The following is a 20323-nucleotide window of genomic DNA, read 5'->3' as shown; positions in this document are numbered from 1 at the left end:
GCGGTCACAGGACGCTGTCGAGGAAGACCCTCGTCCGCTCGTGCTGCGGATCACTGATGACCTGGGAGGGCGCACCCGACTCGACGACGATGCCGTCGTCCATGAAGACGACCTGGTCCGCCACTTCTCGGGCGAAGCCGATCTCATGGGTCACCACGATCATCGTCATTCCGCTCCTCGCCAGGTCGCGCATCACGGCCAGGACGTCACCGACGAGTTCGGGGTCCAGCGCGGAGGTCGGTTCGTCGAAGAGCATCAGTTTCGGTTCCATCGCGAGCGCTCGGGCGATGGCGACCCGCTGCTGCTGGCCGCCCGACAGATGGGCCGGATAGGCCCCGGCGTGCTCGGCGAGGCCGACCTGCCGCAGCAGTTCCATGCCGCGTGAGCGCGCGTCGGCCCGGTTGCGGTGTGCTACCCCGACCGGAGCCTCGGTGATGTTCTCCAGGGCGGTGAGGTGGGGGAACAGGTTGAACCGCTGGAAGACCATGCCGATGTTCCGGCGCTGGGCGGCGATCTGCTTCGGCTTCATCTCCCTGGCACGGGAGCCGTGTTCCTGGTAGCCCATCAACTCGCCGTCGACGTAGATGCGTCCGCCGTCGACCCTTTCGAGGTGGTTGATGCAGCGCAGGAAGGTCGACTTGCCCGATCCGGAGGGGCCGAGCAGGCACATCACCTCTCCGCGCCCGACTTCGAGATCGATTCCCTTGAGTACCTGGAGCGCGCCGAACTGCTTGCGGACGCCTCGCGCTTCCACCAGCGGCCGATGGCCGCCGAGGCTCTGGATGGTCATGTGCCCGTCTCCGTCCTGGCGTTGCGGGGACCGGCGTGCGCGACCTGCGCTAGGCGGGTCCGGAGTCGGCCGGCACTCTGGCGGGCCTGCTGCCACGGTGTCATCGGCAGGTGGCGGTGGGCGCCGCGGCCGTAGCGGCGTTCGAGGTAGTACTGCGGTACGGAGAGCACCGAGGTGAGCACCAGGTACCAGGCGCTGGCGACGATCAGCAGCTCCACCTGGCTCAGGTTCTGCGCGGAGATCCAGCTGGCCCGCGTGTAGAGCTCCGGCACCGCGATCAGCTGGAGCAGGGCGGTGTTCTTGAGCATGGAGATCGTCTCGTTGCCCATCGGCGGGATGATCACCCGCATGGCCTGGGGTACGACGATGCGCCGCAGGGTGTAGGCGGGCGACATGCCCAGCGAGTGGGCCGCCTCGACCTGGCCGTGATCGACGGAGAGCAGGCCGGCACGGACGATCTCGGATGCGTAGGCGGCCTCGTTCATCCCCAGGGCCAGCAGGCCGGCGACGAAGGGCGTGACGATCACGTTGGTGTCCGCGGAGAAGAACTGGACCGAGGTGAGGGGGATACCGAGGCCGATCTTCTGGTACAGCAGGCCGAGATATCCCCAGAACACGATCTGGACCAGCAGCGGCGTACCCCTGAAGAACCAGGTGTACGCCCATGACACCACCCGCAGAACGGGGTTCGCGGACAGCCGCATCACCGCGAGCATGATGGCGAGCGCCGTGGCCAGCAGCATCGAGCAGGCGGTCAACGCGACCGTGAGCAGGACGCCCTGGACGATCCGTCCGTCGAAGAGGAAGTCGGCGATCGTGGCGTGGTCGATGTTGTGGTTGCCCCAGAGCGAGAGCACCCAGGCCGTGCACAGCAGTCCCAGTGCCAGGGCGGCGATCCACCGCCCCGGGTGGCGGCGGGGCGCGGCAGCCACGTCATGCGTCCTGGCAGCGCCTGCGGCGGTGAGGTCGGACAGGGCGGCCGTCATCCGGCGTTCACCTTCGCGGACGTGACGCCATAGGACGTCAGGCCGTACTTCTTCAGGAGCTGTCGGTAGGTGCCGTCCTCGACGAGCGAGTCCAGTGCCGACTTGAGGGCGAGCACGAGGTCGTGGTCCTTGCGGAGCACTCCGATGCCGGTGTAGACGGGCGCGTATCCCGTGGGGTGCGCCGGATCGCGTACGACGTCGAACTCCTTGCCGTTGCCCGCTGTCCGGGCGTTGTACTCGGCGACGGCGGCGTCCAGGACGTCGGCGGTGGCCTTTCCGGCGCGGACGGCGACCAGGGCGTCGCCCTCGCTGGGCAGCTCGACCACCGTGATCGGGCTCTTCCCGGCGGCCTTGCACGCCGATGCCTGGGACCTCATGAGATCGGCCTGCGTGGTGGCCTTGGCGACCGCCACGGACTTGCCGCACAGGTCGAGCACCTTGCCGATCTTCTCGGGGTTCCCCTTCTTCACCAGGATGTCCATGCCGGCGTGGAAGTAGTCGACGAAGTACAGACTCTTCTGCCGCTCCGGCGTGTCGTTCATCCCGTACATGATGATGTCGTGCTTGCCGGACTGGAGTGACGGGATGATGCTGTCGAACGCCTGGTTCGTGAAGTTGAACGACACGCCCAGCTTGGCGGCGAGCGCCTGCCCCAGGTCGTAGTCGAACCCGGTGAACTTCTGCTGGGAATCCAGCATTTCCATTGGCGCGTAGACGCCACTGGCCACGTCGATCCCGCTCTTGAAACGTGCGGGCAGCAGCTTGGCCGCCCTGGCGTCGCGCGCGACGGTCGCCGTGGCCGCCGTCTGCTTCGTGGAGGTGTCCGATGCGCCGCTACAGGCGGTGAGGAGCGTTCCCGCGGTGACCGCCGCGATCGCGGCGGCAAGGCGAACTCTGACCATGTGAGGTCTCCAATTCGGGGGGTGAACTTCGGGGGATGAACGATGAACAGGGGCACCGAAAGGCGAATGCCGGAAGCCCGGTGCGAGCTGTTGCGGGGAATTCTTCAATCCGCACACGCTGGCCGTCCTAATCCGATTGGCCTAGGATTTCGGCATGTGGTTGTCGGATCGGACGAACGACGGGGTCGTCACCCTCGGCCGCCTCGTCGAGACCATCGGATCGCCGGTCCTCACCGCGCTGGCCGTACCGCACGGGCCGGAACAGCCCGTGCGGGGGACCGTCCTGCACGACCCCGCCGACCCCCTGCCCGCGGGCGCGGACCAGCTCCTGATCGTGCCGGGACTCCAGCCCGACCAGCCCGCGGCGACCCAGCTCGTACGGGACGCCGCCGGCCGGGGGTACTGCGCCATGGTGCTGAAGGTGAGGGGGGCGGACACCGCCGACGTCGTCGCAGAGGCGTCGCTCCGCGGGCTCGCGCTTTTCGCCGCGGCCGACGAGATCTCCTGGCGCCACCTCGACGCTCTTCTGCTGTCCGTTCTGGGCTCGCAAGGTGTGGGCGGCGAACCGACGGGCGGCATCGAGGAGGGGCTGTTCACCCTCGCGAACGCGGCCGGTGCCGTCATCGGCGGATCAGTGGCGATCGAGGACCTGGACCGTCGGGTGATGGCCTATTCGTCATCGCCGGACCAGCGCATCGACTCCCTGCGCCGGGAAGGGATTCTGAGCCGCAGGGTTCCGGAGATCGACCACAACCTCGAGCGCTATCGCACCGTGCTCGGCTCCGACGGGGTGGTCCGTTTCCCCGAGGCACTCGGCGTCCTGCCGCGCGCGGCCGTCGCCATCAAGGCCGGAACGCAGCCCCTCGGCACCATCTGGGCGGTCGAAGGCCCCCAGGGCATCAGCGCCGAAGGAGAGAAGGCACTGGCCGACTGCGCACGGATGGCGGCACTGCACATCCTGCGCAACCGCAACGCGAACGAACTCGAGCTCCAAAAGCGCGAGAGCGCGCTGCTGGGCGCGCTGGAGGGCCTGTGGGCCACGCACGAGACGACCTTCCGGTTGTCCATCCCTCCACGGGCCGAGCTCGGCCTTCTCGCCTTCGCCGCCTCCACCGACGCGGCGGGCCTGCTCGCGCTGACCGCACACCTCGGAAATGCCCTGACCCGCCACATCGTGCCGTTCCGCCCGGACGCGAGCATCGCCACGACCTCGCGAGCCATCTACGTTCTGCTGCCGGGCGGCGGCTCCCCGGCCGCGACGCGGCTGGCCCACAGCGTGCTCGCCGCGCTCCGCGACTCCTTCGGCGACTTCGTACGGGCGGCGGTCGCCCCCACCGAGACGGACCCGGCAGCGCTTCCGGCGATGCGCCGGGAGGTGGACGACATCCTCAGGGTGACCACCGCTCACCCCGACGCACCCCGCGTGGCCGCACTGGCCGACGTACAGGCGCGGCTACTGCTGGCCCGGGTGCGCGACGAACTCGCCGCCGAACCGCGCCTGCGCCACCCGAGTGTGGCCGCCCTGGTCGCCCACGACGCCGAGCACGGTACGGACTTCGCCGACTCCCTTCTCGCCTGGCTGGAGGCGGTGGGCAACGTGGCCGAAGCGGCGGCGCGACTAAGCGTGCACACCAACACGCTTCGATACCGCCTGCGCCGCACCACCGAACTGTTCGGCCTGCCGCTCGATCAGCCCGACGACCGGCTCTCGATCTGGCTGCAACTGCGCCTCGCAGACGACAAGGAACGCGCGCTCAGCCCTCGGTGACCCGCCGTCCGACAGACGGGAAGGCGGAGCACGGCGCCTTCACCCCGGAAGAGCTCGCCACCGCCCGCGCGGACCTGGCCGCCGCCGAAGCCGACGCCGAGTACCTCAGCAGCTCGGGAGCCTCGGCCGCGTGAACATCCCGTACCTGTACGACGCCGGGATACTCATCGCCGTCGACAACGACGACCGACGCATACGGGCCCGCCACAGCCTGGCGCTCGCATGGCGGGACTCCCGCCGCCAGGTCAGGCTCGGCAAGTTCCTCACCGGATGCCACGTCGTACCCATCGGCCTCGAAACCGCCAAAGCCGCAGGCATTCTCTGCGGCGAGGCCGGGGTACCTCCGACATCGTCGACGCCACCGTCGTAACCATGGCAGCCAGCCTCGGCGCCATCATCTGGACGTCGGGCCCGGACGACATCCGCATCCTCATCGACGCCCAGGACATCAAGCCCGCCCCTGTCATTCGCACCGTCTGACCACCGGTGATCGCCAACGACCAGCCCGGGGACCCGTGTTCGAGAACCTGAAGTACTGCCGGTCGGGTCCTGGCCCTCCCTGCGCGCTCAGTAGTGATAGCGGGCCGCGAGGATCACGATCTCCTTGTCCGTGACCAGGTAGACAAGACGGTGCTCGTCGTCGATCCGCCTCGACCACACCCCGGGCAAGTGGTACTTGAGCGGTTCGGGCTTGCCGATCCCCGTGAAGGGGTCACGCTTGACGTCCTCGATGAGCTTGTTGATCCGAGCGAGCATCTTGCGGTCGTTCTTGAGCCAGGACGTGCAGTCCTCCCAGCCCTGATCCTCGAAGACGAGCCTCACTCAGTACCCACAGCAGAGTCCGCCGCATCCGGATCGATCAGCTCGCGCTCCGACACGTTGATGTTGCCCAGGGCATTCTCGTACGCCTTGAGCAGTCGCCGTGCGTTCACAGGCGAGCGCAGCAGGTACGAGCCCTCACGCAGTGCCGCGTAGTCCTCAGCCGAGACGAGCACGGCGTTGCCGTGCTTGGACACGATCTCGATGGCCTCGTGATCGTCGTTGACCTTCTTGATCAGCGGAAAGAGGGCCTTACGGGCTTCGCTCGCAGTTATTGACATGGGTGACCCTCTCCATCAAGTGGTACCGAATAACGTACCACTAATGGCCGCCCAAAACGGGGTCAAATGAGTGACACCCCGTCAGAATTCCCAGCACCTTCCCAGCACGGGAAGGAGCGAGGGGCTCGACTCCGATGAGTCGAGCCCCTCTGACCTGCGCATTAAACAAAGCCGACGTGGTGGATCTGCGCCTAGACGTTGAAGCGGAACGTTCACCACAGCGCTCTCACCTGCGGAAACGAACACCTGAGAGATCCAGGTCAGCACAGAATCAGCACGGTTCGAACAGGTCGGTGCCGAACGGTTCAGCGCCTACGCGGGATCCGTGGCCACGACGACGGCGCCGACACCTACGTAGGCGAACAACGCGGCAGGACCTGCCGAGGAGATCGCCGTGCCGCTGCCGACGACCAAGCCAGCGCCGATGGCGATCCTGTTCTCACCAACGTTGCCACGATCATGGTCGGCGTCTCGTTCTCCGTCATGCCCTTCATCCTGAGCGTCACAGGCCCGACGAACAGCACGACGCGCCACCCGCCACGGCCGGCACCCTCCGGCAATGCCCTGGGGCAACGCCGCTAGGGGTGTTTTGAAAGTCCCGCACAGCACCCCCTAGTCCTCGATCATCAGCCCCTTCGCCGCGAGAAGCGGAGCGAGATTGCAGATGTCGATGACTGTCTTGCCCGCCCGGTACGCGGAGATGTAGTCGGCCTCGGCGTCGACCCGCTTCTGTGAGGCGGTGGTCACCGCGGCGGCGTCCTCGCGGCGGACGACCACCACGCCGTCGGCGTCGGCCCGCATCACGTCACCGGGGCGGACGAGTACGCCGCCGATGGTGACCGGCTCGCACATCGGTCCGACAGTCTCCTTGACCGTGCCCTTGATGGACACGCTGCGGGAGAAGACGGGGAATCCCAGGGCGCGCAGGTCCTCGGTGTCCCGGACGCCCGTGTCGGTGATCAGGCCGCCGAGCCCCTTCGCCTGGCAGGCGTTGGCGAGGACGTCTCCGAAGGAACCCGCCTCCTCGTAGGCGCCGGCTGACACGACGACGACATCCCCCGGGCGGGCGTAGGCGATGGCGGTCTGCAGCATCAGGTTGTCGCGCGGTGCGCACTGGACCGTGAAGGCGGGGCCGCACAGGGACATGCGGTGGTCGACCGGCTTGATGGCCGAGTCCAGCGCCCCGAGCCGGCCCTGTGCCTCATGGATGGTTGCCGAGGAGAAGGCGCTCAGTCGCTCGACCACGGCGGGCTCCGGCCGCTCGAACTTCGTGCTGACGCGGATCATGTCGACCTTTCAGGCGGAGGAAGTGGAAGCCAGGTCGGCGCAAGCCGTCGCGAGGCGCGCGCATGCCTCGGTGAGGATGTCCGTCGACGTGGCGAAAGAGATGCGGAAGTAGCCGGGTGCGCCGTACGCGGCTCCGTGGATCACCGCTACCTGCTGGCTGTCGAGCAGGTAGCGGGCAAAGTCCTCGTCGTTCTGTATCCGGCTTCCCGACGGTGTGATCTGCCCGATGGTGTCGTGGCAGTTCACCAGGAGGTAGAAGCCCCCGTCGGGAACGGTGCAGCTGAGCCGGGGAACGTCGTTGATGAGCTTCACCATGGCATCGCGGCGTCCGCGGTAGACGCGCACGGTTTCCCGGACGAAGTCCTGCGGTCCCGTGAGCGCGGCGGCAGCGGCGGCCTGACTCACCGAGGAGGGGCAGGAGGAGGTCTGGGACTGCAGCGTGTTGATCGCGGTCACCAGGTCCGTCGGGCCCACGCCGTAACCGATGCGCCAGCCGGTCATCGCGTACGTCTTGGAGACGCCATTGGTGAGGAACACCCGCTCGGCCAGGCGTGGTTCGACGGCTGCCAGGGACGGGGCGGCCTCCTCGCGGTACCAGATCTCGTCGTAGATCTCGTCGGTGAGGACGCACACCTGCGGATGTTCCAACAACACTTGGGCCAGCTCGCTCAGTTCACCGGCGGTGTAGGCGGATCCCGTCGGGTTGCCGGGGGTGTTGAGGACGACCCAGCGCGTTCGCGCGGTGATCGCCGCCCCGAGCCGCTCCGGAGTCAGCTTGAAGCCGTCCGCCTCGGGACAGTCCACGACCACCGGGGTGCCGTCGTTCGCGCGGACCATGTCCGGATAGGACACCCAGTACGGGGCGGGAACGATGACCTCGTCCCCTTCGTCCAGGGTGGCCATCAGGGCTAGGAAGATGACCTGCTTGGCTCCACCGCCGACCGTGATCTGGGCGTCGGTGCACTCCAGCCCGTGCCGCTCGCGGAGCTTGTCGGCGATCGCGGCGCGCAGCCGCGGGGTGCCGTTCACGGGGGTGTATTTGGTCTCGCCCGCCTCGATGGCGCGAATCGCTGCGGCTTTGACGTGGTCGGGGGTGTCGAAGTCGGGCTCGCCCACGGTCAGGTCGAGGATGGTGAGCCCCTGGCTCTTCAGCTCGCGCACACGCTGTGCGGCCGCCGTACTGGGCGAGGGCTTGATACGGCGTACCCGCTCTGCGGTGTTCATCTGATCAGCCCTCCCGGCGCTCGAAGTTCAGGCCGCCGGGGACCTGGAAGGTGGGCAGGATCTCGATGTGGCCGATGTTGACGTGCCGGGGCGCGTCGACGGCGAACTCGATGGAATCGGCGATGTCCTCGGGCTTGAGGGACTCGTAGCCGTCGTAGAACTGCCGCTGGGCCTCCTCCATGTCGCCGAGCAGCCGACCGAAGATCTCCGTCTCCACGCGCCCCGGGCAGATCTCGGTGACGCGGACCCGGCGGCCATAGCCGTCGACCCGCAGCTGGCGGGAGAGAGTGTGCACGGCTGCCTTGGTGGCGTGGTAAATGGTGTTGCCGCCGAAGTTGTAGACGCCGGCGATGGAGCTGATGTTGACGATGTGGCCGAGGTCGCGCTCGACCATGCCGGGCATGAGCAGGCGGACCAGGTGCAGGACGGCCTGGATGTTGACGGCGATCTGCTCGTCGACGGCGAACTCGTCGGCGGTCAGAATGTTGCCGGTGCGCGAGACACCCGCGTTGTTGACGAGGACATCGATCTCCAGGCCGTCCAGTTCGGCGGTGAGCGCCTCCGTGTCGGTGATGTCGACAGAGTGCGGGATGCAACCGGTGTCGCGGGCGAGGGCGTCGAGCCGTTCGGCGTTACGCGCCACCGCGTGAACCTCGAGGCCGCGCTTGGCGAGTCGCTCGACGACCACTGCTCCGATGCCGGTCGACGCTCCGGTGACGAGGGCCGTCCTGTAGTCGGAGATGGGCATGCTGTGTGCTCCTTGATGTGTATGGGGGCGTGCGGGTGCGTGTGTCTGTCAGGCGTCGCGCAGGGGCAGGTGGGCCCGGTCCTTCACGCGGGAGACGGCGATGAGCGTGCCGAAGGCGGTGAGGACGGCGTAGAAGGCCGGCATGTTGACGTTGCCCGTGCGGTCGATGAGGTAGGTCATCAGCAGCGGCGCTGTACCGCCGAAAAGTGCGGCGGAGACGTTGTAGCCCAGGCCGTAGGCGGAGTAGCGCACACGCGTGGGGAAGAGCTCGACGAGCAGGATGTGGATGACGCCGGTGTGCCCGGCGAACACGACGGCCATGACGCAGGCGCCCACGACGGCCAGGGCGACGCTTCCGGTGCCGATCAGGAGGTAACAGGGGATACCGACGACGGCCATGGCGATCGCGGCGCCCGCGATGACCTTCTTGCGGCCGACCCGGTCGGACAGCCGCCCCATGTAGGGGATGGCGATGCAGATAGCCACCAGGCTGGAAGCGGTGACGAGGAGGCCCTGGACCTTGCCGAAGTCCAGCTCGTTGCTCATGAAGGTGGGCATGTAGCTGAACAGGACGTAGTAGCCGGAGCCGTTCATGAGGGGGATGAACAGGGCCAGGAGCATGGCGCGGCGGTGCTCGGCGGACGTGAAGGCTTCCTTGAGGGGGTTCTTGGACAGGCTGCCTTCTTCCTGCAGGCGCGTGAAGTTGGGCGTGTCGCTGATGCGCTTGCGGATGTAGACGCCGGTGATGCCGAGGGGGACGGCGAGCAGGAACGGTATGCGCCAGCCCCAGGACTCCATGCGCTCGCTGCCGAGTCCGCTGGTCATGGCGGCGGCGATCAGGGTGCCGGTGAGCAGGGAGAGGAACGACGCGATCTGGGCGTAGCTGGTGTAGAGGCCGCGCTTGCCTTCCGGGGCGTGCTCGGCGAGGAAGCTCATCGCGCCGGATGCCTCACCGCCGACGGAGAAGCCCTGCGCGACGCGGAGCAGGATGAGCAGGGCGGGCGCCGCGATGCCGATGCTCGCGTAGGTGGGCAGCACGCCGATGGCCGCGGTGGCGAGACTGATGAGCAGGATGACGAAGACCAGCATCCGCTGGCGTCCGATGCGGTCACCGAGGTGGCCGCAGATGACGGCGCCGAGGGGGCGGAAGAAGAAGGATACGGCGTAGCCGAGAAAGACGAGTTGGACGGCGTTGTCGGAGCCGGGGAAGAAGACGGCGGCGAGCGTTCCGGCCATGAAGCCGAAGATGCCGTTGTCGTAGAGCTCGGCGAAGATTCCGACGCACCCTGCCAGGGTGACCTTGCGGGCTGTTCTGGAGTCGACGGTGTTGGGTACGGGCTGAGCGGCCATGGTGGTCATGGCGTCTCCTGTCCTGGAGCGGCTGTGGGATGAGGGTGTTCGGCTCCGTGCGGGCGGGCGAAAGGGGCGGCTGAGAGGGACAGTGATCAGCTGCCGACGGGTACGGGGATACGCAGCGCGTCGAATGCCCTGCCTACGCGGGCTTTCAGCGCCTCGACGGCCCCCCGCTGCGCGCGGTGGGCAGTGACCGCCTGGTCGAGGGTGCGGTGGCGGAAGCGGATGCTCTGCCCGGGGCGCACCTGCCCCAGGGCGGACAGACCGGTGGCGGTGACGACGGCGAGCACGGGGTAGCCGGCCGTGACGCCGCGGCCGCGGTGCAGCACGAGGAGTTCGTCCCCTGCCGGCACTTCGACGGCGCCGATGGGGACGCCGCGGGAGAGCACCTCGCCCTTGGTGATGCGGCGGGGCACTTCGCCTTGCAGCCGCAGGCCGATGTGGTTGCTGCGCGGGTTGACGGTGAAGGGTGCGTCGAACAGGCGCCGTCCCGTGTCTCCGAACTCGGCCCGGTCGGGGCCGTCGGTGACGTCGATGGTCCAGGTGGCGGGGAACGGAGGGACGGGTGCGTGCAGACGGAACAGCGGGATCCGTGAGAAGGGGTGGTCGATGGGCGGGCAGGCCGTGCGCAGCACGAGTTCGTCGCCGTTGCACAGGGCGGGGCCGAAACCCAGGATGGTGTCGGGAGCGCAACTGCCCTGAAGACAGTCCGCTTCGAACGAGCCGAGTACTGCCAGGTAGACGCGCAGTCCGCGCCGGATGCCGGTGACGCGAATGGTTTCGCCGGCGCGTACGGGGACCGGCTCCCACTGCGGGCGGACCACTCCTTCGACGGTCACGTCGGCGGGGGCGCCGGTCACGGCGATGAGGATGTCGCCGGAGGGAACGCACGCGAAGTCGAGAGCCGTGATCTCCAGCAGCGGGGCGCGTTCGTCGTTGCCGCACAGGACATTGGCGACGCGCGCCGAGTGCTGGTCGGAGGCTCCGTTGGCCGGCAGCCCGTAGCGGGAGCGGCCGACACGGCCGAGATCCTGCACGGCGGCGATGCCCGCGGTCCGGATCGAGAGGGTGTCAGCCATGGCAGTCCGCCAGGGGCATGTCGGCGTAGTCGTCCCACTGTTCGGGTGTGATGGGGAGGAATCGGAAGGTGTCACCGGGCTGGTAGGCGGTGATCGGGTCGCGGTGCAGGTCGAGGACGCGCACAGGGGTGCGCCCGAGAAGGGGCCAGCCGCCGGGCGAGGGCATCGGGCAGATGACCGCCTGCCGGCCGGCGACGGCGACCGAGCCGGGATCGACGCGGGTACGGGGCGACGCCAGCCGCGGCACCGGCTTCGGGAAGGGCGGACCGTCCGTCATCGGCGCCCCCGCGGGCGCGCCGAGGCAACGTACGGTGAGATCGGTCCCGGAGTGGAGGGCGATGACCTCGCTCTCGGTCAGGTCGAGTTGACGGGCGACTTCGGGCAGATCGGGCCCGTACTCGCCGCCGTAGACGACGGGGACGACGAAGCGTCGCGGAGGTGTCGTCCGCGCGGGGTTCGGCCCGAGGCGGGCGGCCTCGTGGGACAGCACGCGCCTGACGGTGTCGTGGTCGGTGCCGGTGCAGTCGAACTCCACGAGCAGGGCGTCGTAGGTGGGCACCACGTCGTGGACACCGGTGAGCTGGACGGCGTCCAGGGCGTCGGCCAGGGCGTGGACGAGCCGCCAGGCGTCTTCGGCGTCCAGGCCCACAGCCTTGGCGACCAGGGCAGAGTCACCGCAGTCCATGATCGTGACGTTGCCGTTCATGTCAGACGCCCTTCCCGCTCAGCACTTTGTCGAGAGAGGCGATCTGGACGCCGGCGGCGAGGAGTTGCTCGCGGATGCGGCCGGCCAGCGCGATCGCTCCGGGGCTGTCTCCGTGCAGCAGGACGGTGTCGCAGGCGACCGGAACGTCCTTGCCGTCGACGCTGCGGATGACCCCCTCGGTGACCATGCGCAACGTCCGCCGGGCCACCTCGTCCGCGTCGTGGATCAGCGCTCCGGGCTCGGAGCGGGGGACAAGGGTCCCGTCGTCGCGGTACGCGCGGTCGGCGATGCCGACGATGCCCACGCGCAGTCCGCGGGCCCGGGCGGCGTCGGCGAGCTCACCGTCCTGCGCGAGGATGATCAGCGACTCGTCCAGGGAGGCGACGGCGTCCACGACGGCACGGGCGTAGTCGGCGCGTACGGCGACCAGGTTGCCCAGGCGTCCGTGCGGGGCGACGTGCTGCACCCGGGTACCGTGCGCGATGGCGAACGCCTGGAGGGCGCCGATCTGGTACAGCACGTCCGTACGGACCTCCTCCGGCGTGAGGTCCATCGCGCGGCGGCCGAAGCCGACCAGGTCGGGATAGCTCGGGTGGGCACCCACGGCCACCTGCTGCTCCACGCACGTCCGGACGGTGGCGTCCATGATGCGCGGATCACCGGCATGGAACCCGCAGGCCACATTGGCGGACGTCAGCATCTCCAGGAGGGCTTCGTCGTCGCCCATCGTGTAGGCGCCGAATCCCTCGCCGAGATCGGCGACGAGATCAACCATGGGGGTCATGACGTCCTCCGGGAGAGAATATGAGGAAGGAGATTCCATCACGTCTTCGTGATATCCCGAAAAAGATCCGCACTCTCGGACACAAAGGCGATGGTCGCGAGCAGACAGAATTCCTGGGAACCGGTTCACTTCGACTTCGTCGGGCGGTTCCGGGCTGGATGTTCCGCTCAACTTAATCCCCTGCTCGCGTGACCGCCAATATGCGTTCGGTCTGGCGTTATCGCGAACGGTTATGACCCGCCTCGCACCCGAGGCCTTCCAGGGCTGTGCTCCGGGGCGGCCCCTCCCTACGATGAGGCTCCGCTCCCCGTGGAAGGTCCCGCATGGACACCAGGCGTCTCTACTCGTTCATCAAGATCATCGACGCCGGGAGCATCACGCGCGCGGCGGACATCCTGCACATCGCACAGCCCGCGCTCAGCCAGCAACTGTCCGCGCTGGAGACGCAGTTCGGGCAGCAGCTGCTGATCCGCAGCAAACGCGGAGTCGCCCCGACCGAGGCGGGCCGGGCACTGTACCGACACGCTCAGCTGATCCTCCGGCAGGTGGACCTCGCGCACGCCGCCGTGGAGGTCTCCGGCCGGGCTCCCGCCGGCAGCGTGTCGGTGGGCCTCGCGCCGTACAGCCTTGGCGCGGCACTCGCTCTGCCGCTTCTCAAGAGTGTGCGCGAGCGCTACCCGGACGTCCTGCTGCACATCAACGAGAACTTCGGCGGCGTGATCAGCGAAGCCATCATGACCGGGCGGATGGACATGGCGTTCATCTACGGGGCCGGCCCGCTGCGGGGTGTTCAGTTCGAACCGGTGCGCACGGAGGACCTGTTCCTGATCGGCGCACCCGGCGAAACGGCCCCGCCCGGACAGGGCGAGGTGAGCCTGACTGAACTCACGAGCGTGCCGCTGCTGCTCCCCAGCCGCATCCACACGATTCGACAGGTCGTGGACGCCGCCTTCCAGCAGGCGTCGCTCCGGCTGAACGTGGTGGGCGAGGTCGAGTCCGCTCTGACGCTCGTCAACGCCGTGGCCGCGGACCTCGGCGCCACGGTCCTGCCCTGGTCGGCAGCACGGGCCATCCTCGACGCCCGTTCCCTGTCCGTGCGCCGCATCGTGGATCCCGTCATCCAGGTCAGGCTGTCCGTGGTCACGTCGGACAATCAGCCCCTCTCGGAGCCCGCCCTGGCCGTGCACGATCTGTTCCTCGAACTGATCACCTCCTTTGACGGGTCTCCCAACGAGGATAAGGATCGCCAATAGCGTCACATGAATCCGTTATTTGTTTCCGGTGAGCACCCCGGCTAGCGTTTTTCAGAACCAGCTTCTTTCGAAACCAGCCGCCGGTCGGCAATGCACGGCTCATCACTGGAGACATAAGATGAAAAAGCGTGTCCTCATCACCCGTGAAAACCTGCCCGGCCGCGGCCTGGACCGTCTGGCCGGGGCAGCGGACGTGGTGGCCTGGCCCGGGACCGGGAAGCCCGGTCCCACTGACCTCGCCGCGCTCGCCTCCGGAGTGAGTGGCGTTCTGGCGCTGGGCAACGATCCGGTGGACGGCGCGCTGATGGACGCGGCAGGCGCCTCGCTGCGGGGCATATCGCTGGCGAGCATGGGTTTCGACAACGTCGACCGGGCCGCCGCCGCCGAGCGCGGCATCGTCGTCACCCACACCCCTGGCGTGCTCGCGGAGACCACCGCCGACCTCACCTTCGCCCTCATTCTCGCCGCCCGCCGTCGGATCGGCGCCGCCGCAGCGAGCCTCGCGGAAGGCTCCTGGGAGCTGTTCCGGATGCACGACTACCTCGGCCTGGACATCCACGGCGCCACCCTCGGCCTGATCGGCTACGGTCAGATCGGCCGCGCGGTGGCCCGCCGGGCCCACGGGTTCGGCATGCGCGTGCTCCACCACGACCCCTACGCCCCCGACGACGACCTGTCGACCTCGGTGGGTCTGACCACGCTGCTGGGCGAGTCCGACATCGTGTCGCTGCACGTGCCGCTCACCGTGGAGACGCGGCACCTGATCTCGGCACGCGAACTGGCCACGATGAAGCCCACGGCCACGCTGGTCAGCACCTCCCGCGGCGGTGTCGTCGACGAGGAAGCGCTGCTGCACGCCGTCCGGGAGGGACGACTGCACTCCGCCGGACTCGACGTCTTCGAACGCGAGCCGATGGGAACGGAGCTGTCGCCGCTGGTGGTGGAACCGCACGTCGTCACGCTGCCCCACGTCGGGTCGGCGACCGAGGCCACCCGGGCCGCCATGGTCGACCTGGCGGTCGACAACATTCTCGACGTCCTGGCCGAACGCCCCGCCCGAACCCCCATACCCGGCAGCCCGGCGGTGCCGGGCACCCCGGTCGGTACCACCGGGGCACGCGTATGAGCCACCCCCTGTTCGACATCACCGGAAAGACGGCCCTGGTCACCGGCTCCAGCCGCGGCATCGGCAAGGCGCTGGCCAAGGGCCTCCTGGAGGCCGGCTGCACGGTCGTCCTCAACGGACGCAACACCACCGCCCTGAAAGCGACCGGGGCGGAACTCGCGGCCTCCTTCGGGGACCGGGTACGGACCGCCGCCTTCGACGTCACGGACGTGGAGGCCGTCACCGTCGGCATAGCCCGTGTCGAGGAGGAGACCGGGCCGATCGGCATCCTGGTGAACAACACGGGAGTCCAACACCGCAGGCCGCTACTGGAGTTCACCGACGACGACTGGCACCGTCTCCTCGACACCAACCTCACCAGCGCCTTCCTCGTGGGACGCGAGGTCGCGCGGCGCATGGCGCCCCGACGCCACGGCAAGATCGTCAACATCTGCTCACTGCAGAGCGAAGCGGTCCGGCCGGGTATCGCCGCCTACTCCGCCACCAAGGGCGGCCTGAAGATGCTCACCAAGGGCATGTGCGCCGACCTGGGCCCGCTTGGCATCCAGGTCAACGGCATCGGACCCGGCTACTTCGACACCGAACTCACCTCGGCCCTGGTGGCCGACGAGGAATTCAGCGCCTGGGTCCGCAAACGCACGCCGGCCGGCCGCTGGGGAGCCGTCGACGACCTCGTGGGCGCCCTGCTCTTCCTGGCCGCCCCCGCGTCCGACTTCGTCAACGGCCAGGTGCTCTATGTCGACGGTGGCATGCTCTCCGTCCTGTGACGGACGCCGCAACGGAAGGAACTTCACCATGCAAGCCTGCGTCGTCCACACGGCAGGAGACCTCCGGGTAGAGCACCGTTCCCCCGCCCCGCCCGGACCCGGCCAGGTGACCGTCGCCGTCGCCCTCGGCGGAATCTGCGGATCAGACCTGCACTACTACCGCCACGGCCGGGTCGGCGACTTCACCGTCCGGGAGCCGATGGTGCTCGGACACGAGGTCGTCGGCCACGTCGCCGCCCTGGGAGCCGACACCGAGGGACCGGCCGTGGGAACCCCGGTGGCGGTCCACCCCGCCACACCGTGCGACCGCTGCCCCGACTGCGCGGCCGACCGCCGCAACATCTGTGCCGACACCCGCTACCTCGGCAGCGCCGCCCGCACGCCCCATGTCCAAGGCGGTTTCGCCCAACTCCTCACCGCGCCCGCGGCACAGATCCGCCCGTTGCCGCCAGAGCTCGACCTGCGCCGTGCCGTCCTGGCCGAACCCCTGTCGGTGGCCCTGCACGCCGTGCACCGGGCCGGTGACGTGACGGGCAAGCGAGTCCTGGTCACCGGGGCGGGGCCGATCGGCTGCCTGGTCACCGCCGTTCTGCGGCACAGGGGCGCTGCGGAGATCGTCGTGAGCGACCTCCTCGACGCCCCCCTCCGCATCGCCGCCGCATCCGGAGCCACCGCCACGTTACGGGCGGGCGATCCTGAGGACGGCGCGTCGGCGGGCCCCTTCGACATCGCCGTCGAGGCGTCCGGAGCGCCCGCGGGGCTACGAAGCTGCATCGAACGAGTACGCCGCGGGGGCACCCTCGTACTCCTCGGTCTGCTGCCACCCGGCGAGGTGCCCCTGCTGGGCAACATCGCCGTCACCCGCGAACTGGAGCTTCGGGGCGCCTTCCGCTTCGACTCCGAGTTCGACGAGGCGATCGACCTGCTGGCCCAGGGCCTGCCCGTCGACGCGATCGTGACGCACACCTTCCCGCTCACCGAGGCCCGCGCCGCCTTCGACATCGCCCACGACCGGGCCGTCGCCTCCAAGGTCCTGCTGGACCTGTCCCGTACCTGACGAAGGACTCGGCCTCCGAGGTTTCAGCGCATGGTGCCATACAGCTGATGTGTTGCCCTCAAGCATTGCCACGCACTCCACGTGCGCGGTCATCGGGAACAGGTCGACCCGGAGCCCAGATGATCAATCTGTGGTGGCTTCGTTTTCAAGGCGGTCACGGAAGGCGACGGTGAATGGTCGGCGCCGGGCCGAACCAACCCGGCATCACCGGCCACTTGCACTTCGGAATGTCATTTCCCCAGGTCAGCGACGTGGTGGAATTCATACATTGAAGCGGAACTCCACGACGTCCCCGTCCTGCATGACGTAGTCCTTGCCCTCCATGCGCGCCTTGCCCTTCGCGCGGGCCTCCGCCACCGAACCGGTCTCCACCAGGTCGTGGAAGGAGATGACCTCCGCCTTGATGAAGCCCTTCTGGAAGTCCGTGTGGATGACGCCGGCGGCCTCGGGGGCGGTGGCGCCCTTCTTGATGGTCCAGGCGCGGGATTCCTTGGGGCCGGCCGTCAAGTACGTCTGGAGGCCGAGGGTGTTGAAGCCGACGCGGGCGAGGGTGGCGAGGCCGGGTTCCTCGGCGCCGACGGACTGGAGGAGCTCCATCGCGTCCTCCTCGTCGAGCTCGGCGAGGTCCGCCTCCAGCTTGGCGTTGAGGAAGATCGCCTCGGCGGGGGCGACGAGGGCGCGCTGCTCGGCCTTGAACTCGTCGTCGACCAGCTCGTCCTCGTCGACGTTGAAGACGTAGAGGAAGGGCTTGGTGGTGAGGAGGTGCAGGTCGTGCAGCAGCTCCTCGTTGCCGGAGCCCTGGACGATGCCCTGCGAGAAGAGGGTGTCGCCCTTCTCCAGGATCTCCTTCGCCGCCTCGACCGCCGCAACCTTCGGAGCGACGTCCTTCTTGATGCGCGACTCCTTCTGGAGGCGCGGCAGGACCTTCTCGATCGTCTGGAGGTCCGCGAGGATCAGCTCCGTGTTGATCGTCTCGATGTCGTCCTTGGGCGAGACCTTGCCGTCGACATGGACGACGTTCTCGTCCTTGAAGGCGCGGATGACCTGGCAGATCGCGTCCGACTCACGGATGTTCGCGAGGAACTTGTTGCCCAGGCCCTCGCCCTCCGAAGCGCCCTTCACGATGCCCGCGATGTCCACGAAGTCGACCGTCGCGGGCAGGATGCGCTGGGAGCCGAAGATCTCCGCCAGCTTGCCCAGCCGGGCGTCGGGGACGCCGACCACTCCGACGTTCGGCTCGATCGTGGCGAACGGGTAGTTGGCCGCCAGCACATCGTTCTTGGTCAGGGCGTTGAACAGGGTCGACTTACCGACATTCGGCAGTCCGACGATTCCGATCGTGAGCGACACGGTGCGACTTCCCGGAGTGAGAGGGCTGGCGTGAGAGGACCGGGGGCGGGCCCCTGGCGTCAGGCCCCTGGGGGCCGATCCACCAGTCTACGGCGTGCCCACTCCCGCCCCGGCGGCGTATCGAACGCTTGGCCAAGGTCCGGTCGACGGCGTGTCTGAAGGGCTATTCGACACATAAACCGACCTAAGTTTGTCCAGTGGAGCAACACAGGACACGACCCGCACAGAACGGAACGCGACGCGGTGTGCCGCCGTCACCCCTGCCGCCGCAGGCGGCGCGGGGCGGCGCGAAGTCCGGCAGAACCGGTTCGTCGGCGGCGCGCGCCGGCGGGCCCCCGCGGCGGCCCACTGCGGTACGGCCGTCCGGGCCGCCGATCGTCCAGGCCCTGCGGCGGATGCCCAACCCCCGGCTGACCGGGCTCGGCGGCGGGCTGTTCTGCGGGGCGCTGATGTTCGCACTCGGCTGCCTCGACCAGCTGTTGTTCGGGGCGTCGCTCACGGTGTACGGCGTGCTGTTCCTGCCGGTGTGCGTCGTGACCGCCTTCTGGATCCGGCGGGTCGATCTGCTGACCGCGCCCATCGTGGTACCGATCGCCTTCGCGGCGGGGCTCTTCCCCGTGGCCGAGAGCGGAGAGGGGACCAGCGGTCGCCTGATGGGCATCTTCACGGCCCTCGCGACACAGGCCGGGTGGCTGTACGGGGGCACACTCGTCGCCGGCCTGATCGCCACGGTGCGGAAGATTCGCCTGATGAACCGCCGGTCCGCCGGAAACCGCCCGCCCGTGTGATCCGACCTCGAACTCGAAGCGGTCTAGTTCCCCTGCACCGCGTGCATCGCCGCCCCCACGATCCCCGCGTTGTTCTGCAGCTGCGCCGGGACGATCTCCGCCTTGATGTCCTCGATGTAGTGCAGGAACTTCTGTGACTTGCGGCTGACGCCGCCGCCGATGATGAACAGTTCCGGCGAGAAGAGCATCTCGACGTGGGCGAGGTACTTCTGGACGCGGTGGGCCCAGTGCTCCCACGTCAGTTCCTCGTCCTCCTTGGCCTTGCTGGAGGCGCGCTTCTCCGCGTCGTGGCCGTGCAGCTCGAGGTGGCCCAGCTCGGTGTTGGGGACGAGGACGCCGTCGACGAAGAGGGCGCTGCCGATGCCCGTGCCGAAGGTGAGGAGGACGACCGTGCCCTTGCGGCCCCGGCCGGCACCGAAGTGCATCTCGGCGACGCCCGCCGCATCCGCGTCGTTGACCACCGTCACCGGCAGGCCGCCCAGGTGGTCGCTGAACAACGCGCCCGCGTCGGTGTCGATCCACTTCTTGTCGACATTGGCCGCCGTGCGGATCGTGGCGCCGCCGGTGACCACGCCCGGGAAGGTGAGCCCGACCGGCCCGGTCCAGCCGAAGTGGTCGACGACCTGCCTGACGCCGTCGGCCACTCCTTCCGGGGTCGCCGGGTGCGGGGTCAGCACCTTGTGTCGCTCGTCCGCCAGGTTGCCCCTGTCCAGGTCCACAGGGGCGCCCTTGATCCCGGATCCGCCGATGTCCACGCCGAAGATCTGCATGGCTCTACGTTACGACGGACGACTGACAGTCATTCGGCCGAGGGGCTTTCACCCACCGGCCGAGGGGCTTTCACACATCTTCCGCACCGGATCCGCCGCGCTGCTCCATCAGCGTCGCCGCCTCCTCGCGCAGATCGCGGCGCAGCTCCTTGGGCAGCGAGAAGATGATGGACTCCTCGGCCGCCTTGACCAGTTCGACGTCCTCGAAGCCGCGCTGCGACAGCCACTCGAGGACCTGCTCGACCAGGATCTCCGGGACGGAGGCGCCGGAGGTGACGCCGACCGTGGACACGCCCTCCAGCCACGCCTCGTCGATCTCGTCCGCGTAGTCCACGAGGTAGGCCTCGCGCGAGCCCGCGAGCTTGGCGACCTCGACGAGCCGCTTGGAGTTGGAGGAGTTGCGGGAGCCGACGACGATCACCAGCTCGGCCTCGGCGCCCATCTCCTTCACCGCGAGCTGGCGGTTCTGCGTGGCGTAGCAGATG

General features: G+C 68.6%; 23 protein-coding genes (1 of these 23 cut by a window edge). 8 read left to right on the top strand and 15 right to left on the bottom strand.

Translation table 11 applies throughout. The features are described 5' to 3' along the window. Positions 1–4: 4 nt before the first annotated feature. Genes ADK57_RS12195 through ADK57_RS12185 form a run of 3 tightly spaced genes read right to left on the bottom strand, consistent with a single transcriptional unit; the run spans position 5 to position 2678 of the window. On the bottom strand, positions 5–790 hold the full coding sequence (locus tag ADK57_RS12195) for an amino acid ABC transporter ATP-binding protein (protein WP_053749427.1): 786 nt from the start codon (positions 788–790) through the stop codon (positions 5–7). Continuing rightward, positions 787–1776 (bottom strand): amino acid ABC transporter permease, encoded by a 990-nt coding sequence (locus ADK57_RS12190; protein WP_053749426.1) that lies wholly within the window; start codon positions 1774–1776, stop codon positions 787–789. The genes ADK57_RS12195 and ADK57_RS12190 overlap by 4 nt, the downstream gene beginning before the upstream one ends. After that, the gene (locus ADK57_RS12185; RefSeq protein WP_053749425.1) at positions 1773–2678 is read right to left on the bottom strand and encodes an ABC transporter substrate-binding protein; all 906 of its coding nucleotides are present in this window, start codon (positions 2676–2678) and stop codon (positions 1773–1775) included. Before ADK57_RS12185 ends, ADK57_RS12190 begins: the two co-directional genes overlap by 4 nt. Positions 2679–2832: 154 nt before the next feature. Between ADK57_RS12185 and ADK57_RS12180 the strand changes: the two genes are divergently transcribed. Genes ADK57_RS12180 through ADK57_RS12175 form a run of 3 tightly spaced genes read left to right on the top strand, consistent with a single transcriptional unit; the run spans position 2833 to position 4816 of the window. Next, entirely contained in the window at positions 2833–4446 is a 1614-nt protein-coding gene (locus ADK57_RS12180; protein ID WP_053749424.1) for a PucR family transcriptional regulator, read from the top strand. Beyond that, positions 4443–4580, top strand: coding sequence for a hypothetical protein (locus tag ADK57_RS49875; protein WP_159050044.1), 138 nt, complete (start codon positions 4443–4445; stop codon positions 4578–4580). Before ADK57_RS12180 ends, ADK57_RS49875 begins: the two co-directional genes overlap by 4 nt. Then, positions 4577–4816, top strand: a complete 240-nt coding sequence (locus tag ADK57_RS12175; protein WP_234390144.1) for a hypothetical protein — start codon at positions 4577–4579, stop codon at positions 4814–4816. Before ADK57_RS49875 ends, ADK57_RS12175 begins: the two co-directional genes overlap by 4 nt. 197 nt (positions 4817–5013) lie before the next feature. Here the strand turns inward: ADK57_RS12175 and ADK57_RS12170 are convergent, their stop codons facing one another. From ADK57_RS12170 to ADK57_RS12130, 9 genes are all read right to left on the bottom strand, one after another. Next, positions 5014–5268 carry a Txe/YoeB family addiction module toxin gene (locus tag ADK57_RS12170; protein ID WP_053749423.1) on the bottom strand — a complete coding sequence of 85 codons (255 nt, stop codon included), beginning with the start codon at positions 5266–5268 and terminating at the stop codon, positions 5014–5016. Next, a complete protein-coding gene (locus ADK57_RS12165; RefSeq protein WP_053749422.1) occupies positions 5265–5546 on the bottom strand; it encodes a type II toxin-antitoxin system Phd/YefM family antitoxin in 282 nt (93 codons plus the stop codon). Before ADK57_RS12165 ends, ADK57_RS12170 begins: the two co-directional genes overlap by 4 nt. Positions 5547–6158: 612 nt before the next feature. Then, on the bottom strand, positions 6159–6833 hold the full coding sequence (locus ADK57_RS12160; RefSeq protein WP_053749421.1) for a 4-carboxy-4-hydroxy-2-oxoadipate aldolase/oxaloacetate decarboxylase: 675 nt from the start codon (positions 6831–6833) through the stop codon (positions 6159–6161). A 9-nt stretch (positions 6834–6842) separates the two neighbouring features. Further along, the gene (locus ADK57_RS12155) at positions 6843–8057 is read right to left on the bottom strand and encodes an aspartate transaminase (RefSeq protein WP_053749420.1); all 1215 of its coding nucleotides are present in this window, start codon (positions 8055–8057) and stop codon (positions 6843–6845) included. Between the two features lie 4 nt (positions 8058–8061). Continuing rightward, positions 8062–8805, bottom strand: a complete 744-nt coding sequence (locus ADK57_RS12150) for an SDR family oxidoreductase (protein WP_053749419.1) — start codon at positions 8803–8805, stop codon at positions 8062–8064. Positions 8806–8853: 48 nt separating this feature from the next. Continuing rightward, positions 8854–10164, bottom strand: a complete 1311-nt coding sequence (locus ADK57_RS12145; RefSeq protein ID WP_053749418.1) for an MFS transporter — start codon at positions 10162–10164, stop codon at positions 8854–8856. A gap of 86 nt (positions 10165–10250) precedes the next feature. Continuing rightward, the gene (locus ADK57_RS12140; protein ID WP_053749417.1) at positions 10251–11237 is read right to left on the bottom strand and encodes a biotin-dependent carboxyltransferase family protein; all 987 of its coding nucleotides are present in this window, start codon (positions 11235–11237) and stop codon (positions 10251–10253) included. After that, positions 11230–11943 (bottom strand): 5-oxoprolinase subunit B family protein, encoded by a 714-nt coding sequence (locus ADK57_RS12135; RefSeq protein ID WP_053749416.1) that lies wholly within the window; start codon positions 11941–11943, stop codon positions 11230–11232. Before ADK57_RS12135 ends, ADK57_RS12140 begins: the two co-directional genes overlap by 8 nt. A gap of 1 nt (position 11944) precedes the next feature. Then, a complete protein-coding gene (locus ADK57_RS12130; protein WP_053749415.1) occupies positions 11945–12727 on the bottom strand; it encodes a LamB/YcsF family protein in 783 nt (260 codons plus the stop codon). A gap of 323 nt (positions 12728–13050) precedes the next feature. Between ADK57_RS12130 and nac the strand changes: the two genes are divergently transcribed. From nac to ADK57_RS12110, 4 genes are all read left to right on the top strand, one after another. Then, positions 13051–13980, top strand: a complete 930-nt coding sequence (nac, locus tag ADK57_RS12125; RefSeq protein WP_053749414.1) for a nitrogen assimilation transcriptional regulator NAC — start codon at positions 13051–13053, stop codon at positions 13978–13980. Positions 13981–14098: 118 nt separating this feature from the next. Further along, the gene (locus ADK57_RS12120; RefSeq protein ID WP_053749413.1) at positions 14099–15106 is read left to right on the top strand and encodes a 2-hydroxyacid dehydrogenase; all 1008 of its coding nucleotides are present in this window, start codon (positions 14099–14101) and stop codon (positions 15104–15106) included. After that, complete coding sequence (locus ADK57_RS12115; RefSeq protein ID WP_053749412.1) at positions 15103–15873, top strand: SDR family oxidoreductase; 771 nt, start codon at positions 15103–15105, stop codon at positions 15871–15873. Before ADK57_RS12120 ends, ADK57_RS12115 begins: the two co-directional genes overlap by 4 nt. 28 nt (positions 15874–15901) lie before the next feature. Continuing rightward, complete coding sequence (locus ADK57_RS12110; protein WP_053749411.1) at positions 15902–16930, top strand: L-idonate 5-dehydrogenase; 1029 nt, start codon at positions 15902–15904, stop codon at positions 16928–16930. Positions 16931–17191: 261 nt separating this feature from the next. On the opposite strand, the gene ychF is transcribed toward ADK57_RS12110, so the two are convergent. Continuing rightward, positions 17192–18280, bottom strand: a complete 1089-nt coding sequence (ychF, locus tag ADK57_RS12105; RefSeq protein WP_053749410.1) for a redox-regulated ATPase YchF — start codon at positions 18278–18280, stop codon at positions 17192–17194. Positions 18281–18477: 197 nt separating this feature from the next. Between ychF and ADK57_RS12100 the strand changes: the two genes are divergently transcribed. Beyond that, complete coding sequence (locus tag ADK57_RS12100) at positions 18478–19068, top strand: DUF6542 domain-containing protein (protein ID WP_053749409.1); 591 nt, start codon at positions 18478–18480, stop codon at positions 19066–19068. A gap of 23 nt (positions 19069–19091) precedes the next feature. Here ADK57_RS12100 and ppgK read toward each other — a convergent pair whose 3' ends face one another. Both ppgK and ispH read right to left on the bottom strand, forming a co-directional pair. Next, the gene (ppgK, locus tag ADK57_RS12095) at positions 19092–19838 is read right to left on the bottom strand and encodes a polyphosphate--glucose phosphotransferase (RefSeq protein ID WP_053749408.1); all 747 of its coding nucleotides are present in this window, start codon (positions 19836–19838) and stop codon (positions 19092–19094) included. Between the two features lie 70 nt (positions 19839–19908). Then, positions 19909–20323, bottom strand: the 3' end of a protein-coding gene (ispH, locus tag ADK57_RS12090) for a 4-hydroxy-3-methylbut-2-enyl diphosphate reductase (RefSeq protein WP_053749407.1). 464 nt of this gene lie beyond the right edge of the window; the window shows 415 of its 879 coding nt (coding positions 465–879); its start codon lies off the right edge, out of view; the stop codon is at positions 19909–19911.

This window comes from Streptomyces sp. MMG1533 (assembly GCF_001279775.1).
Taxonomy (GTDB): Bacteria; Actinomycetota; Actinomycetes; order Streptomycetales; family Streptomycetaceae; genus Streptomyces.
This window is presented reverse-complemented; position numbering and strand designations above follow the sequence as displayed.